Genomic DNA, 16,044 nt, shown 5'->3' with positions numbered 1-16,044 from the left:
CAGACGGCCTCCTCGGAAGCAGTCTGGATTGCTTCGTCGCAAGAGCTCCTCGCAACGACGTGCCGAGAGAGTGACGGCCTACCGAACGCTCCCCGCATTTCATCTCAAATTGCAACCTTTGCGAGCAGGAAGTCTTGATCTGCCGTGAGCTAGGGATGATCGGCCGCCTTGAACGCAGGCCCTCGTCGTCGCGACTAACCGACAGAGTGCATAGGGATCAGCAGAACGTGATCGAGCTTCCTCTTCCTAAAGCACCAAAATGGTGCTTTAGTGCTTTCCATGAGCCAATCGCCCCGATACGCGCCGTCCGCACTGCGTTACCGGCTTGCCCCTGACCCGGCCGCCAAGGCCGCCATCGAGGCGACATTCCAGGCCTATGACCGCATGATGGAAATCCTCGACGAGGTGGCGCGGATCCACAATGTGGGTTCCAATGTGGTCCTGCTCCATGCCCATGCCTATGAGCCGATCCGCAAACAGACGGCGCTGCCTTCGCGGCTGGTGACGTTGGGGCTGCGCGACCGCGCGGAGTATCGCGCCGCGCCAGGGCGCCGCCTGCCGCTCGACGACAAGCTCGCGAAGATCAAGGGGCCCGCCACCATTTCGATTGCGACCGTGCAAGGGCGCTTCAGCGTGCCCTTCGACTACGCCGGCTATGCCGAGGGCTGGGGACAGAGCGTGCCGGCGCGCCTCATCCGCACCGACGACGGTTTCGAAGTTCACTACGGCGTCACGCCGAACAGCCTGCCAGAGGAGGAGAACGCCATGGATACCATCGCTGCCGCTCCCGACAATTTCCTGTCCCGAGTCGGGCGCCTGATCGCCGGGATCGCGTACGATGCGATCGAGCAGGCGGAGGGCAAGAACAAGCTGAAGGTGGTCGGACAGGCCATCCGCGAGATCGAGCGCGCCGAGACCGAAGCGCGCGATGCGCTCGCCGCTGCCCGGGCCGAGGAATATCGCCTCAACGCGCGCCGCAGCGAGATCGAGCGGGCGATGACCGATCTGACCGCCAAGATCGAGGCCGCGATCGCAGACGGGCGCGATGATCTCGCCCGCGCCGGCATCGCGCGGCAAATGGACCTGGAGGCGCAGTTCGAGGTGCTCTCTCGCGCCATCGACGAGAACAACGAGAAGATCGAGCAATGCGTCACATCGCTCCGCGCGGTGCTGTCGGCGCTCCAGGATGCCGAGCAGCGCCGCGCCGATCTCGAAAAGAGCGAGGCACAGGCCAGCCCACAGACATCGATGTCGTCGCGGAAATCCGGCGGCACCTCCGCTGCCGCGAAGGCGCTGCGGGCGGGCAGGGCAGTGGCACGGGCCACCGGCGTGCCGCCGGGAATTCCTTATTCGAGCGACATCGACGAGCTGAGCACGCTCCATCGCGACAAGGAAATTGCAGCGAGGCTGGCCCGGTTGAAGTCGGGCGGCTGAGTGCGGTGTCATGAGCGCTCTGCTCGAACACGTCATGGCGCCTGAGGTCAGGCCGTTCGCGATTGCGGCGGCCATGATCGTCATCGTCGGCTCGGTCGAGGTGATCTCGATGCTGATCGGGGCCTCCTTGAGCGAGATGCTGGGCACCAACATCGATTTTGCTCACCCCAGCGACAACGGCGTGCTCAACGCCATCTCCTGGATCAATGTCGGCGGCGTGCCGCTGTTGATCTTCCTGCTGCTGCTGCTCGGCGCCTTCTCCATCACCGGATTCCTGATCCAGGACCTCGCGCGAATGGTTGCGGGTCCCTTACCGGCGACGGTCGCCTCGGTCGGGGCCGTCGTGGTGTCGGTTCCGCTTGTGCGCGCCGCCAGCAGGACCATCGCGCGGGTCATTCCCAAGGACGAAAGCTACGTCGTCGGCCTCGGCGATCTGGTCGGCCGCATCGGCGAGGTCGTCGTTGGCCCGCTCGACCAGGGGCCGCCCGGCCGCGTCAGCGTCGCCGACATCCACGGCAACCGCCATTTCGTCTCGGCCGTCGCGGCGCCGTCATCGGGACCTTTGCCGCAGGGAACCATGGTCCTCCTGGTCGACCGCGACGGCACGCGCTTCGTCGCGGTGAAGGCCGACGATGAACTCAAGCCGTCCAACCCCACTCTAAGCAATTAGCAAGTCCCACAGCGGAGAAAGCCATGTTCGACATCGCAGTCCCGGCCGTGATCGGCGTCGCGCTGATCGTCGTCCTGGGGATCGTCTTCACCATCCTCTACAAGCGCGCCACCCGCGACGAGGCCTTCGTGCGCACCGGGCTCGGCGGCAAGAAGGTCGTGCTCGACGGCGGCGCCATGATCCTGCCGATCTTCCACTCCTATGCCAGCGTCAATCTGAAGACGTTGCGCCTCACCGTCGAGCGCAAGGAGCGGGAATCCCTCATCACCAAGGACCGCCTGCGCGTCGACATCGTTGCCGAGTTCTACGTCCGCGTCCGTCCCGACGAGGAGAGCATCGCGCTCGCGAGCCAGACGCTCGGCGCATTGACCAATGACGCCGAGGCGCTGCGCAACCAGGTCGAGGCGAAATTCGTCGACGGCCTGCGCTCGGTCGCCGCGACCATGAGTATCCTGGAGCTCCAGGAGAAGCGCTCGGACTTCGTCAAGCACGTGCAGTCCACGGTCGAGTCTGACGTGAAGTCGAACGGGCTCGAGCTGGAATCGGTGTCGCTGACCAAGCTCGACCAGACCGACGTCAAATTCTTCAACCCGGAGAACTTCTTCGACGCCGAGGGTCTGACCCAGCTCAAGACGGTCACCGAAACCCGCCGCCGCGATCGAAACGCGATCGTGCGCGATAACGAGGTGGCGATCGCGCAAAAGGACCTCGAGGCGCGCCAGCAGACGCTCGGGATCGAGCGGACCAAGAAGGAAGCCGAGCTGTCGCAGGAGCGCGACATCGCCAACAAGACGGCGAGCACCCGCGCCGAGGTAGCAACCGCGACGCAGACCGCACGCCTGACCGAAGAGAACGCTCGCATCGACACCGATCGTGCGGTTGCCGAGAAGGAGGCGGGTGCCAAGCAGGTCAAGGAAACCGCGGTGATCGAGTCGGAGCTGGCGATCAACAAGCGCAAGACCGACGCCCAGCGCGAGATCCAGATCGCGACGCAGGAGAACGAGATCCAGATCGCGGCGAAGAGCAAGGAGACGTCGGAAGCCGTCGCCGAAGCCAAGACCGCCGAGGCGCTGGCCGTCTCCGCGGAGGAAAAGGTCGTCACCGCGCGCGCCATCGAGGTCGCCGATCGTGCCCGCCTGACCCAGGTGCTGGCCGCACGCACCGAGGCCGAACGCAAATCGACCGAGCTGATCGTCGCGGCCGAGGCCGAGAAGAAGGCCTCGCTCGATCGCGCCGAAGCCGTCAAGACGCTGGCCACCGCGGAAGCCGAATCCAACAAGATCAAGGCGGTCGGCGTCCGCAACATCGGCGAGGCGGAAGCCGCCGTCATCACCATGAAGAACGAGGCGCAGAACAAGCTCGGCAGCAACGTCATCGATTTCGAGATCGCCAAGAAGCGGATCGAGACCATGCCGTCCGCGCTGGCGGAGATGGTGAAGCCGATCGCGAATCTCAAGGATGTCCGCATCCTGCACACCGGCGGCGCGTTCGGCGGCAACGGTGCGAGCGGAGGTAATGTCGGCTTCGGCGAAGGTCTGGCCGGCGAGCTGCTCAAGGTCCATGCGCTGCGTCCGATGATCGACGAAATCCTGCGCCAGAGCGGCTTTGCGCCGGACGAGGATCCGGTGAAGGCGCTGGTCGGCGCCGTGACCGGAAAGAGCAACGGCGCGGCCGTGCCGGCGCCGCTGCCGGAGAAAACAAACGCCGCCGAACTATGAATGCCGGTTCATTGCTGCGGAGAATTCGAATCGATAAACAGGCGGGGCGCGTCTCGCGTCGCGCGAACGTTCCGGAGCGCGGATCGATCGTGTCTTGAATCGGTCGATCTCGCTCCGGACGAGTCTTGAGGCAACGTTTTGTTTGCCACGGCGCCTGCGTCGATCGACATCGGGCGCCGAGACCTGTTTCGATCGGAGAATTTCACAATGAAGCATTTTCTGTCCGGATTGATCGCGATCGCCCTTTCGATCGCCGCCGCGCCGTCGCTTGCGGCCGATGCCCGCAACGTCACCGTGGTCAACGAGACCGGCTATGCCATCAAGTTCCTAGGCTTCAACGCGCCGGATGACGGGCTGGACGAGTGGGAGAACGAGCTCGACAAGGTGTTGCAGAACCAGGCCAGCACTTATGTCGAGTTCGACGACGACGATGAAGGCTGCGTCTGGAACATCCGGGTCGACTGGAAGAACTATGACGAGTCGGTGCTGTGGAAGAACGTCAATCTCTGCAAGCTCACCGCGCTCCGCTTGCGCTACGACCCCGGTACCAAGACCACCTCGTTCCTGGCGGAATAATCCTCGCCCCGTCCGGGCCGGAGGAGCGGCCATTCCAGGTCCCTCCGAGCGCGTTGCGGATGATGACGAATTCGTCCTTTGCAAGCGCAAGCGGCTTTGTTATACGCAGCCGCGCGCGAACGAACGGTTCGCCCTTTTCCTCGGTAGCTCAGCGGTAGAGCATCCGACTGTTAATCGGATGGTCGCTGGTTCGAATCCAGCCCGGGGAGCCATCAGGCTGTTGCCAAGCCTCTCGAAACACTCCAGAACTAAGCAAGTCCTAGGGGTAAGCCACTGAAAAATCAGGGGTTTCAACGTCTCGTTCTGTTCTGCCACTTCCGCCGTGGTCCGGAGCGGCTGGGGATATGGAGGGGGTAGGGGCCTTGTACCCCCCAAATTGCCTCTCGGGATCCCCCCAAATTCCGGCGACGGCGTTGGAATAAAGTTCCAAAAGGCACTCTCTGATCGGGTCGTCCTGAGCGCCAAGTCCGAATCGAAGGAATGAAAGCCGGCCGATACCTCCAGAGCCTGGCCCTCTTGGTCGTGACCAGAAAGAACAGGCCGCCGGGCGGAGCGGGCGATATAGCTCGGCCGTACCCGCCATTAGCCTCCAGACGGGCACAGCAATCGAGATCATGGGCTTTGCCGTCGGTCGGAGCTATGTCGAGATCAATCCGTTCGTCGGCGTCAACTTCACGACTGCTGGCTCAGGTCCAGCACCGGGGCATTCTCACTCGCGGGCGGTGGACCGCGCAATCTGCGCCGAGACGCAACTGGCTGCGCGCCTGTTGCCGATCTCGCTAGGTGACCGATCGCCTGGCTTGATCTGGATCAAGCCTCCTCGGCGGGCCGCCCCGCTAGCTTTTCAGCAGCGGTCCGTCGGCTTGGAGGCAACGACCCTTGAAAACGCTTCGCCAGCTTCTGTCCGCGGAGGACATTGTCCAACTCGTGATCCGGCTAGGCTTGCTCGGGCTGCTGATCTTCTGGACATTTCTCGTCCTCCGGCCGTTCGTGCCGATCCTGAGCTGGAGCGCCGTGTTGGCGGTGGCATTTCATCCCGTCTTCGCCTGGCTCGCCCAACGCCTCGGTGGCCGTCCCCGGACAGCCTCAGCCGTTCTCACCCTGATCACGCTGGGCATCGTCATCGGTCCCGCCGCGTGGCTCGGCCTCAGTGCAGTCGAAGGGATCCGGGACCTTGCGGCCCAGATCGGCAGTGGCGATCTCGCGCTCCAGGCCGCACCGGAGCAGATCAGGAGCTGGCCGTTGATCGGTCCTCAGCTCTACGCGATCTGGAACGAGGCCTACACGAACATCCGTGCGGCGCTGCGCGAGGTGGCGCCGTACTTGAAACCGCTCGCCGGAGTGATGCTGTCGTTTGCCGGTGACACCGGAATTGGCATGCTCCAATTCCTGCTGTCGGTGATCGTCGCGGGCTTTCTGCTCCCGCACGGCGCGCAGCTCGTCGCCGCGCTGCGCGGCTTCCTGTTGCGCGTCGTGCCCGGCCGGAGCGAGCACTTTCTCGAGCTCGCCGGCGCAACCATACGCGCCGTCGCGCAGGGCATTATCGGCGTCGCTATCCTTCAAGCCTTGCTGGCGGGCATCGGCTTCAAGCTCGCAGAGATCCCAAGCGCGGGACTGCTCGCGGTCGTCGTGCTCTTGCTGTCGATTGTCCAAATCGGCGCCGGCCCCGTTCTTTTCCCCGTGCTGGTCTGGATATGGGTGGACAAGGACGTGACCGTCGCCCTGCTCTTGACTGTCTATCTGGTCGTCGTCGGTCTGCTCGACAACGTGCTGAAGCCGCTCCTCATGGGGCGGGGCCTGACGACGCCGACGCTGGTCATCCTGATCGGGGTCATTGGTGGTACGCTCGCGCATGGAATCATCGGACTGTTCATTGGGCCGATCATCCTGTCGGTGGCCTGGGAGCTCGCGACCGCATGGACAGGAATCGACCGCGCTGCGTCAGCGCGGGTCGATCAGGAAACCGTTGTCGCACAGGAAACCATCGAGGCACGCTTGGCCTAGGCTAAAATGAGGTGTGTTTCACCCCGATGATGCTCCAATTCCTTGTCGGCACGCTCGTCAGCGTGATCAATATCGGAATCCACGCGCTCGTGACGGTGGTCGCCGTCACGGTGGCCCGCAGTGCCGTCCCGCGCCATACCAAGCGGCCGCGATTGCACCTCATGAGCGTCATGATCACGATCGCCGTCGTGTTGAAGATCGCCCACATGATCGAAATTCTGATGTGGGCGGCGACCTATCATATCGTGCACGCGGCGACCGCCGACGCGGACATGCTCTACTTCGCGTTCGTCAACTACACCACGCTCGGCTACGGCGACATCACGCCGGTGCCCGAATGGCGGCTGATTGGCCCGCTGACCGCCATGAACGGCGTTCTTCTGTTCGGCTGGTCCGCCGCCATCCTGTTCGAGGTTTTGCTCAGGACGCTCGACCATCTCGGGCTCACGGAAAAACCCGGCGCGGACCTGCCGGGCACCTGAGCCGCGGCGATCGCGACCATCGCGGATCGCGAACCGGCATTTCGCCGGTTCACGGCTGCAGATCGAGGCCTGCGAGCTGGTGCCGGTCGAGGAGCACGATCTGGCGCTGAGTGTTGCCGATGAAGCCGAGGACGCCGAGTTCATGCAGCCGCGACAAAGCCCGCGAGACGGTCTCCAGCGTCAGGCCGAGATAGTCGGCGATGTCGCGTCGGGACATCGGAAGCGCCATGACGCCGGCAGCCGTCAGGCGCTTGTCCATTTCGAGCAGGAATGCGGCGACGCGCTCCAGGGAGGTCTTGCGGCCGAGCAGCAGCATGTGGTCTTCAGCATGCTGGAGGTTGTTCGTGGTCATGCTGAGCAGATTTCTGGCCACCATGGCATCGCTCTCGGCCACCGTTTCCAGGCTTTGGCGTTTGATCAGCCGCACCGTGGTGTCGACAATGGCTTCCGTCGTGAAGCGGTGCTCGCTGCCGTTCTCGAGCCCGAAAATGTCGCCGACGAGGTGAAATGCGCCGATCTGCCTGCGCCCGTCCGACAGCAGCTTGTAGCTACGCACCGCGCCGGATTTGACCTGGTAGACATACTCGGCCGGCTCCTTCTCGCCGTAGATCTCGGAGCCTTTTCGGTAGGAAAATTCGCTTAAATTGACCAGGGCATTTGAATGAGATGCCATGCCGAGGTCGCGGAGGGTATTGGGACGCAGCGTGGAATCCGTCGTGATGCGAACGAACATAGGCCAACTCCTCAGCTTTCCGCCGAATTGGTCCGTCAGACGAAATACTTTGCCGGAAATGCGCCGCGCTATCCCACTCCCGCCGAAGTTGATTTTCGGCCAAGGAAGTATTCTTATCCATTGTCCCAAGGTTCAGTGTACCAAAGGACAGCACTGGTGATTGCTGCGCTGGATGAGAATCCTCCACCGCAGGGAAGATGCGACATATTGCGAAGCAGATATTCCGACCTTCAAACGAGAAAATCGCTTTGAAGAACGACAAGGACGTCGAGCGTCCTGATCAAGTTGGGCGAGAGGTAGGAAGTTGCCAGGCCTTGTTCACGTTGTTGACGACGACGAGTCGTTTCGGACCGCGATCGAGCGCCGGCTAAAGCTCGCGGGATACGAGGTCGCGACCTACGCCTCGGCGCTGGAGCTCCTGGACTCGGCGCCGGATGACGGGCAGGCGGGATGTATCCTGCTCGACGTGCGGATTCCGGGCCTGAGTGGTCCCGACCTGCAGGCGCGGTTGGCTGCGGCGGGGTCGATGCTGCCCATCGTCTTCCTGACCGGTCATGCCGACACGCCGACGACCGTGCGCGCGATCAAGGCAGGTGCGGAAGACTTCCTGACCAAACCGATATCCTCCGAACAATTGCTCGAAGCGATCGAGCGCGCGCTGGCTAGTCAGCGGACGGCGCGCGCCCAGGCCAGCAGGCTGGATGCGTTTCGTGGTCATCTGGCCACGCTGACGCAGCGCGAGCGACAGGTGTTCGATCTGATCGTGCGCGGCAGGATCAACAAGCAGGTCGCGCATGAGCTGGGGACCACCGAACGCACCGTGAAGGCGCATCGCCATCAAGTGATGGAGAAGATGCAGGTTCGTTCGCTGGCGGAACTCGTTTCGATCGCAGAGCGTCTCGGAATGCTCGATCCGGACGAACGCTGACGGCTCCGGAAAGAGCGAGGTTCCCTCGACGTGCCTGTCCCAAAGGACAATGCCGGGGCGTGTTGACAGTGCGCGACGCGCTATGTGCAATAATGTACATACGCACACGCGAAAGCGCGGAGCTATCGTATCCGATATCCCACTGTCGTCTTCCGGAAAGGCAATCGCTTTGCCCCTGCGCGAGTCCGTCTTCGTTGTCGATGACGATCCGTCCATGCGTACCAGCATGGACAGGCTGCTGCGAGGATACGGCTTCGCCACGACCCTGTTCGACACGGGAGGGGCCTTGCTCGATCATGACAGGTTCCACACCGCGATCTGCATCATCCTCGACATCAATCTGGGTGCAAGGTCTGGCATCGAGGTGCGGCAAAGCCTGACCGAGAAGGGCATTGCGGCACCGGTGATCTATGTCACCGGCAATGACAGCCCGGCAAACCGCTCGGCCGCGATTGCCTCGGGCTGCATCGCCTATCTCATCAAGCCGTTTGCGGCGCAGTCTTTGATCGAATCGGTCCAGCGCGCCCGCGTCTTGTAGCTCCACGACGGCCGTCATTCTTCGACATATTGCTCGAGTATCCTGGTCGGCGCCCCCTTATGGGCGGAACCGAATTGCGCGAGCGGAATCGAAGTCGTCACGGCAAGAAGATTGGAGTCGACGAGTTCGAGCAGAAGCGTTTGACCGTTTTCCATCTCCGAGATGATTTTTGGCGTCACGACGTCCGCCGCGACGCATAAATTGGTGAGACACCAGGTATAAGGAATGCGGAACGCGGCGCCATGGTCGACGGCCAGTTTCGGTGCTTGCTGCAGGTACATTCCGACCGGCACGAAAAGTTGCAGGCGGGCGGTGGGCGCGTCCTCCCGCTCGATCAGATCAATGCGCACGGCTGTTTGCCCGGTCGCGAACCGGCCAGTGATCGAGGTTCGGCAGAGGGACGGCGCGCCGCCGGCCTTGAAGCACAATTTTTGCCAGCTGCCATAGGTGATGTCGCTGGCGTCGCGCTGGCCGCGTGTTGCGACTTCGGAGGACTTTTCCGCTTGCGCCGCCTTGAGCGAAGCGACAGCCAAGACCGTCGCGACTCCGGCGGCTGCAACCATCAGGAGACCAGAGAGACAATCAAAAGCACGGGCCATCGCTGCAACTCCGAGATCCGGACTCAGTTCTGCGCGTCGAGAAACTTCGCCACCAACGGCGACCAGAGCGGAACCGCGTCCGGCGAACCGAGGAGGAAATGTCCCTCGTTGCCGAACGGGGGCATCAGGTGATATTCGGCCCGGCCGCCGGCGCCGATGAAGGCAGCGTGCATGCGCTTCGATAGGTCGGGACCGAAATACGTGTCATTCCCGGTGTAGATCCACAGCATCGGCACGCGCGATGTACGGCCGAAATCGGCGGTGGCCTCGACCAGTCGGTCGGGCGCGCAATTGTTGTTCGGCTTGCCGTCGACGCGTCCGCCGCGGCCTCCGGCAAAGACGATGATGGCCTTCACCTGTGGCGGGTTCACGCTCGAAAGGGCGATCGAGGCCCAGCCGCCGGCAGACTGGCCGACCACGATCACGTCCTTCGGGATGATCCGCTTCTCTGCGGCCAGATAGTCAATGATCCAGAGATCGACCTGGGCGACCGCGAGGCCGGCATCACGGAAATTGGGATTGGCGCACTTCCCGATTTTCGAGAAGAACGGGCCGAACATTCCGCGTTCGGGGATGTCGATTGCCTGCGCGCCATAACCGCTGCCCACCGGGGCCACCACGAGATAGCCGCGCCTCGCAAACCATTTGGCGGCGTCGCGAAATTCGACCAGAGGGAAAAGGCTGCGCTGGGTCGCGTCGAGCGAGACACCGTGATTCATGATGACGAGCGGGAACGGACCGTCGCCGACCGGGCGCACCAGATAGGCGAACATCGGCAGCGGCAGGGGCAGCGCCCAGATTTCCTCCTGGATGCGGACCTCGTCCGCGGCGTGCGTGGGCGATCCGGCCACGAAAACGCTGAGCAAGGTGATCGCGAAAAAATGGAGCAATGCAGGTCCGCGTCGCATCCGGGCCTCCCTCAACCTGAATAGGTTGCGGCCACGACGATCGGGCCGAGCACCGTGAGGACGACATTGCCGACCGCGTAGGGGACGGCGACGCCGAGCACCGGCGTCTGGCTCTCGGCAACGTCGCAGGCGCCGGTGACGGCGGCATCGACCGTCATGGCGCCGGCGAGCGCACCGCAGGTCACGACCGGATTCATGCGCAGCAGATAATAGGCAACCAGCGTTCCCACCGTCATCGGGACCAGCGTGACGACGATGCCCATGCCGACCAGCAACAGACCGTGCGCCTGGATCGCCGACCAGGCGGCAAGGCCGTTGCCGAGTCCGATCGCCGCGATGAAGCCGCCGAGGCCGATGTCGCTCAGGGTCTGCTGCGCCGCGGGCGGCATTGCGCCGATGCCCGGCCTGCGCGAACGCAACCAACCGCAGACGAGCCCGGCGATCAGCGCGCCGCCGCCGCCACCGAGTGTCAATGCGACAGTGCCGATTTTGAAGCTGGCAAGGCCGGCCAGAAGACCCACTGCGATGCCCGCAGCGAGAAAGGCGATGTCCGTGCGGTCGCTCGTATTCAGAGCGTGTCCCACTGGCGCCGTTGCCCGCGCGATATTGCCGGTGCTGCCGACCAGCGTCATGACGTCGCCGAGATAGACGCGCGTATCGGGACCGAGCGGCACTTCCCGCCCCATGCGCGTCAGCGCACGCAGGAATACACCGCGTGCATTGTCGCCGAGCCGGTCAACGATTTCGCGCAGTGAGCGGCCGTGCAGCTGGGGGTTTTCAACGAGCACTTCGATCACATGGCCGGGCAGGTTGCGCAGCAGTTCCCCCGCGTCGATCTCGGCCCCGAGGATCGGCTTGGCCGCGACGATCGCAGCAGTCGGACCGGCGATGACGATGTCGTCGCCGGCCTCGAGCACGGTATCCTGCTGCGGCTTGATGTCGACCCCGCTGCGCACGATCCGCTCTACGACCGTGCGGCCGCCGATCTCCGCCTCGATAGCACCGATGGTACGACCTGCGCCGGCCGAGACGCGATAGGCGCGGGCCTGGAATTTGCGATAGGACAGGTTTTCCGTCTTTGGCGGCGTACCGCCGGCGAGCTCCGCCTCGAGCTTCTTCGCCTCCGCCTTCAGATCGATCCGCATCAGCCGCGGCGCGACGAATGGCACGAACAGGAGCGTCAGGATGTAGCCGAGCACGTAGGTCACCGCATAGCCCGCCGCGATGTTGGCTTCCTGCTGCTTCAGCACGTCGCTCGGCAGGCCGAGCTGCGCCAGCGCGCCGGATGCGGTGCCGATCACCGAGGATTGCGTCAGCGCCCCTGCCGTCAGTCCTGCCGCTGTCCCCGTATCCAACGTGAAGACACGCGCGAAGATGAGCACGAGCGCGAGCCCCGTGGCGCCGATCACCAACGCCAGCACGACCTGTGCCAAGGTCCGCACGCTCAGCGAGGCGAAGAATTCCGGTCCAGAACGGTAACCGATCGTAAAGACGAACAGGCTGAACAGGATCGCCCGGAGGATCGGCGGGAACGTGAAGCTCCCGAGCTGTCCGATCAGCACGGCGACGATCAGGATGCAGGCGGTGGTTCCGATCGAGAAGCCGCGGATCCTGATGCGGCCGAGGATGGTACCGATCGCGATCGCGAGCAGCAGGAATATTTCCGGTGCGGTGGCGATGATCCACCTGACGGTTTCCATGGCATTCCCCCGGCGCTTTGGCGCGATTTGATTGGCGGCGGCGAGATGTTGCTTGATCCAGATCAAGCCTTCGCGGCGACGTGGCGGCGGCTATGACGCGATGGAATGTTCGCGACAGCCCATATTGCCGTCATGAGTACCCTGAACGTCACAACCGGTGCGATCCGCCGCGACGAGACAGTCGAGATCGTCCTGCTGCTCGCCTTTGTCGGCGGCTATATCGACGCCTATACCTGGATCATCCACGGCGTGTTGGCGAATGCCCAGACCGCCAACCTGATCTTCCTGTGGATTCACGCGATGGCGGGCAACTGGGCGAAGGCGCTGCACTTCGTGCCGCCAATCCTGGCGTTCGCGGTCGGCATCGTGCTCGCAGCCTGGCTGCGCCGCGCAACGGGCGAGCGGGCCAGCGCGGTCAGTACGTTGATCGAGATCCTGCTGTTGGTAGCGATCGGCATCTTGCACAATAGGTTGCCCGATTTGGCTGGAACGCTCGGTATTTCCGCCGTGGCAGCGATGCAGGCCGCAATGTTCGTCAAGGTCGAAGGCACAGTGTGCAGCACGGTGATGATCACCAGCAACATGCGTCAGGCCATCGAGAACGTCTTCGCAGTCGCAGCAGGCGGCGCACCACTCGGAACGCTGCGCCGCTCGGGCATTTTCATCGCGTTGTGCGTCGTGTTCGGCTTCGGTGCCGCCGCCGGAGCCTTTGCAACCAAGAGCGTCCCCGATCTCGCGCTGGGCCTGCCGGTCGTCGCGCTGTTGATTGTGCTGCTGCGCTGCGAAGCGCTACGTTCGCAGGAGGGGAGATGAGCGCGCCAATGATCAGGTGAGCGTCGCACAACGAACGGCCTGATCTTTTCGTGTTGCGCTGCGAACGGCACGGCGTCGGCCCGCAGAATGCACGCGACCGTTGACTTGGATCAATGGAGCGAGCCGCGCTGCACCCACGATCCCGCATCACCTTTAGAGGATCGGGAGAGAGAGATGTCCAAAGACGCCAAGCCCGCACAGAAGCGTATCGACCAGTTCTTTTCCGGCCCGGGCGCGCGGGCAGACGACTGGCGCGACCTTGTGGAAGCAGCAAAGACCTGGGCGCGCGTCGGCAATCGCACAGCCTATGACGCGGCGTTGGCCGATCTTTCGATCATCGAAGAATTTCACGGCTATCCCGGTCCGCACCTCATGGCGGCGCTGCGGGAAGCAACAGTCGCCGGCGACGGTGCATCATCGTTCGCCCTTGCGACGAGAATTGCCCAGGCACTGGCGACGCGATCCTTCCGCCAACATGCCGGCGACTGGAGCCCCAAGGACGACGGCAACGGCGATGCGCCCGAGCTCGCGCCGCCGGCCTTTGGCGCGCACAGCGCGCGCAGGCCGTATTTCGAAACCCTGATCGTCACCGGCGTATCTTCCAGCCAATGGCCGGCGCTGGCCGCGGAATGGCGCAAGCTGCGGCGCCCGGTCGACGCGTTCATCTATGAACCTGTGATCGTCGGCAGCCTGGAGGACGCTTTCTGTGCGACGATGCTCAATCCGAACATCGGAGCCGTCATCATCAACGAGGGCTTTGGCCTGCGTTCGCGGCACGATGCACCGGTGTTGCGCTCGATCATGGCCTCGGCCGGTCTCAACGACGAAACCGACGCTTCGGCGCTGCGGCTCGCCCAGATCATCAAGCGCGTCAGGCCCGAGCTCGACCTTTACATGATCTCGAACCGCGACGTGGAGGAGCTCGCCGGCAATCCCGAGGCGGATGTGGTCCGTCGCATCTTCTATTCCGTTGAAGAGCTGCTGGAACTCCACCTATCGATCCTCGAAGGCATCCAGGATCGCTACGACACGCCGTTCTTCGACAATCTCAAGAAATACGCCCAGCGTCCGATCGGCACCTTCCACGCGCTGCCGATCGCCCGCGGCAAGTCGATCTTCAAGTCCGACTGGATCCGGGACATGGGCGAGTTCTACGGCCCGAACCTGTTCCTGGCCGAGAGCAGCGCCACCACCGGCGGTCTCGACAGCATGCTGGAGCCGACCGGCAACATCAAGAAGGCGCAGGAGAAGGCGGCGAGGGCGCTCGGCGCCGACCGCGTCTTCTTTGTCACCAACGGCACATCGACGTCCAACAAGATGGCGGTGCAGGCGCTGCTCGCGCCCGGCGACATCGCGATTGTCGACCGCAATTGCCACAAGTCGCATCACTACGGCATGGTGCTGGCCGGTGCGCAGCCGCTCTACGTCGAAGCCTTCCCGATGACGGAATATTCGATGTACGGCGCGGTGCCGCTGAAGACCATCAAGCAGGCGCTGCTGGGCGCCAAGGCCGATGGCCGGCTCGACCGCGTCAAGATGGTCGACCTCACCAACTGCACCTTCGACGGCCATATCTACAACACACGGCGGGTGATGGAGGAATGCCTCGCCATCAAGCCCGATCTGATCTTCCTGTGGGATGAAGCCTGGTTCGGCTTCGCGCGTTTCTCGCCATTCCTGCGCCGCCGCACCGGACTTGGCGCGGCCAACGAGATCGAGGCATGGATGCGCGATCCCAAGTCGGTCGCGGCCTATGAGAAGCAGCAGGCCGAGCTCGGCAAGAACCCGTCCGACGAGGTGCTGCTCAAGACCCGGCTGATCCCGGACCCCCGACAGATCCGGCTGCGCGTCTACCAGACCAACTCGACCCACAAGTCGATGTCGGCGATCCGCCAGGGCTCGATGCTCTCGGTCAAGGACGTCGAATTCCACACCGTGGAGCAGCAGTTCAAGGAAGCGGTGTTCACCCACGCCTCGACAAGTCCGAACCAGCAGCTGATCGCGAGCCTTGACATCTCACGGCGGCAGATGGAGCTGGAGGGCTATGGCCTCGTCGCCAATGCGATCGAGATCGCGTTCGCGATCCGCCAGGCGGTCAACAACAATCCGCTGATCTCGAAATATTTCCGCATCCTCGGTGCCGACGCCATGGTGCCGGCGCAGTACCGCCAGAGCGGCTTCATCGACTTCCTCGCCCCCGGCGTCAACTGGGCGAACACGCTGAAGAGCCTGGACGAGGACGAGTTCTGCCTCGACCCGACCCGCATGACGCTGGTATGCGGCACGGCCGGCTATGACGGCACGCAGTTCAAGGGCATTCTCGCCAACGAGTACAACATCCAGGTCAACAAGACCTCGCGCAACTCGGTCCTGGTCCAGTCCAACATCAACAACACCCGCAGCGACGTCGCCCATCTCGTCCGCGTGCTCGCCGAGATCGCGGGCGAGATCGACCGCGGCCTTGCCCAGGGCGGTGCCAATGCGCGGAAGACCTTCGAGGCACGGGTGACGAGCCTGATGAAGGACGTGCCCGATCTGCCGAATTTCTCGCATTTCCACCCGAGCTTCCGCGGCGATGCCGGCACCAAGACCAATGAAGGTGACATCCGCAGCGGCTTCTACGCGGCCTATGACGTCGCCGGCTGCGAGCACATCCGCCTCAACGATCCCGAGATCGACCGGCGACTGAAGGCCGGGCCCGAGCTCGTCTCGGCCAACTTCGTGATCCCGTATCCGCCGGGCTTCCCGATCATGGTGCCCGGCCAGGTCATCACCCAGGAGACGATCGACTTCATGCGCAAGCTCGATGTGAAGGAGATCCACGGCTACGACGCCAAGGAAGGGCTGAAACTCGTACGGACGGAAGCCTTGGCCAAGCTCGGCAGGCCAAAGCCCAGCGCCCAGCCGAAGCTCAAGGCCGCGTCATAGGTCGGGAGGGGAC

General features: G+C 63.6%; 14 protein-coding genes and 1 tRNA gene. 11 read left to right on the top strand and 4 right to left on the bottom strand.

Features of this window, described 5'->3' with window-relative positions; genetic code table 11:
- The first annotated feature begins 270 nt into the window (after positions 1-270).
- From I6F20_RS06095 to I6F20_RS06065, 7 genes are all read left to right on the top strand, one after another.
- Positions 271-1,434: a PspA/IM30 family protein gene (locus tag I6F20_RS06095; RefSeq protein ID WP_225125445.1), complete on the top strand. Its 1,164-nt coding sequence runs from the start codon at positions 271-273 to the stop codon at positions 1,432-1,434.
- A gap of 10 nt (positions 1,435-1,444) precedes the next feature.
- On the top strand, positions 1,445-2,104 hold the full coding sequence (locus tag I6F20_RS06090) for an OB-fold-containig protein (protein ID WP_109143809.1): 660 nt from the start codon (positions 1,445-1,447) through the stop codon (positions 2,102-2,104).
- Positions 2,105-2,127: 23 nt separating this feature from the next.
- The gene (locus I6F20_RS06085; RefSeq protein WP_225125444.1) at positions 2,128-3,822 is read left to right on the top strand and encodes a flotillin family protein; all 1,695 of its coding nucleotides are present in this window, start codon (positions 2,128-2,130) and stop codon (positions 3,820-3,822) included.
- A 207-nt stretch (positions 3,823-4,029) separates the two neighbouring features.
- Positions 4,030-4,398, top strand: a complete 369-nt coding sequence (locus tag I6F20_RS06080) for a hypothetical protein (RefSeq protein ID WP_036027987.1) — start codon at positions 4,030-4,032, stop codon at positions 4,396-4,398.
- Between the two features lie 137 nt (positions 4,399-4,535).
- Positions 4,536-4,610: transfer RNA gene (locus I6F20_RS06075), tRNA-Asn, on the top strand.
- 667 nt (positions 4,611-5,277) lie between these two features.
- Positions 5,278-6,402 carry an AI-2E family transporter gene (locus I6F20_RS06070; RefSeq protein WP_225125443.1) on the top strand — a complete coding sequence of 375 codons (1,125 nt, stop codon included), beginning with the start codon at positions 5,278-5,280 and terminating at the stop codon, positions 6,400-6,402.
- A gap of 26 nt (positions 6,403-6,428) precedes the next feature.
- Positions 6,429-6,884: a potassium channel family protein gene (locus tag I6F20_RS06065; protein WP_035999460.1), complete on the top strand. Its 456-nt coding sequence runs from the start codon at positions 6,429-6,431 to the stop codon at positions 6,882-6,884.
- A 49-nt stretch (positions 6,885-6,933) separates the two neighbouring features.
- On the opposite strand, the gene I6F20_RS06060 is transcribed toward I6F20_RS06065, so the two are convergent.
- A complete protein-coding gene (locus I6F20_RS06060) occupies positions 6,934-7,617 on the bottom strand; it encodes a helix-turn-helix domain-containing protein (protein WP_035999457.1) in 684 nt (227 codons plus the stop codon).
- Between the two features lie 304 nt (positions 7,618-7,921).
- On the opposite strand from I6F20_RS06060, the gene I6F20_RS06055 reads away from it, so the two are divergent.
- On the top strand, positions 7,922-8,545 hold the full coding sequence (locus I6F20_RS06055) for a response regulator transcription factor (protein WP_036039437.1): 624 nt from the start codon (positions 7,922-7,924) through the stop codon (positions 8,543-8,545).
- A 169-nt stretch (positions 8,546-8,714) separates the two neighbouring features.
- Positions 8,715-9,083: a response regulator transcription factor gene (locus I6F20_RS06050; protein ID WP_225125442.1), complete on the top strand. Its 369-nt coding sequence runs from the start codon at positions 8,715-8,717 to the stop codon at positions 9,081-9,083.
- A gap of 14 nt (positions 9,084-9,097) precedes the next feature.
- Here I6F20_RS06050 and I6F20_RS06045 read toward each other — a convergent pair whose 3' ends face one another.
- Genes I6F20_RS06045 through I6F20_RS06035 form a run of 3 tightly spaced genes read right to left on the bottom strand, consistent with a single transcriptional unit; the run spans position 9,098 to position 12,290 of the window.
- Positions 9,098-9,682 (bottom strand): invasion associated locus B family protein, encoded by a 585-nt coding sequence (locus tag I6F20_RS06045; protein ID WP_225125441.1) that lies wholly within the window; start codon positions 9,680-9,682, stop codon positions 9,098-9,100.
- 23 nt (positions 9,683-9,705) lie between these two features.
- Positions 9,706-10,590 carry an alpha/beta hydrolase family protein gene (locus tag I6F20_RS06040; protein WP_225125440.1) on the bottom strand — a complete coding sequence of 295 codons (885 nt, stop codon included), beginning with the start codon at positions 10,588-10,590 and terminating at the stop codon, positions 9,706-9,708.
- 11 nt (positions 10,591-10,601) lie between these two features.
- Positions 10,602-12,290, bottom strand: coding sequence for an aspartate:alanine exchanger family transporter (locus I6F20_RS06035; RefSeq protein ID WP_225125439.1), 1,689 nt, complete (start codon positions 12,288-12,290; stop codon positions 10,602-10,604).
- 132 nt (positions 12,291-12,422) lie between these two features.
- On the opposite strand from I6F20_RS06035, the gene I6F20_RS06030 reads away from it, so the two are divergent.
- On the top strand, positions 12,423-13,103 hold the full coding sequence (locus I6F20_RS06030) for a YoaK family protein (RefSeq protein ID WP_225125998.1): 681 nt from the start codon (positions 12,423-12,425) through the stop codon (positions 13,101-13,103).
- A gap of 174 nt (positions 13,104-13,277) precedes the next feature.
- On the top strand, positions 13,278-16,031 hold the full coding sequence (locus I6F20_RS06025) for a decarboxylase (RefSeq protein WP_225125437.1): 2,754 nt from the start codon (positions 13,278-13,280) through the stop codon (positions 16,029-16,031).
- Positions 16,032-16,044 lie beyond the last annotated feature (13 nt).

This window comes from Bradyrhizobium sp. IC3123 (assembly GCF_020193625.1).
Taxonomy (GTDB): domain Bacteria; phylum Pseudomonadota; class Alphaproteobacteria; order Rhizobiales; family Xanthobacteraceae; genus Bradyrhizobium; species Bradyrhizobium yuanmingense.
Note: the sequence above shows the minus strand (reverse complement) of the source record. Positions and strands in the feature narration are given on the sequence as shown.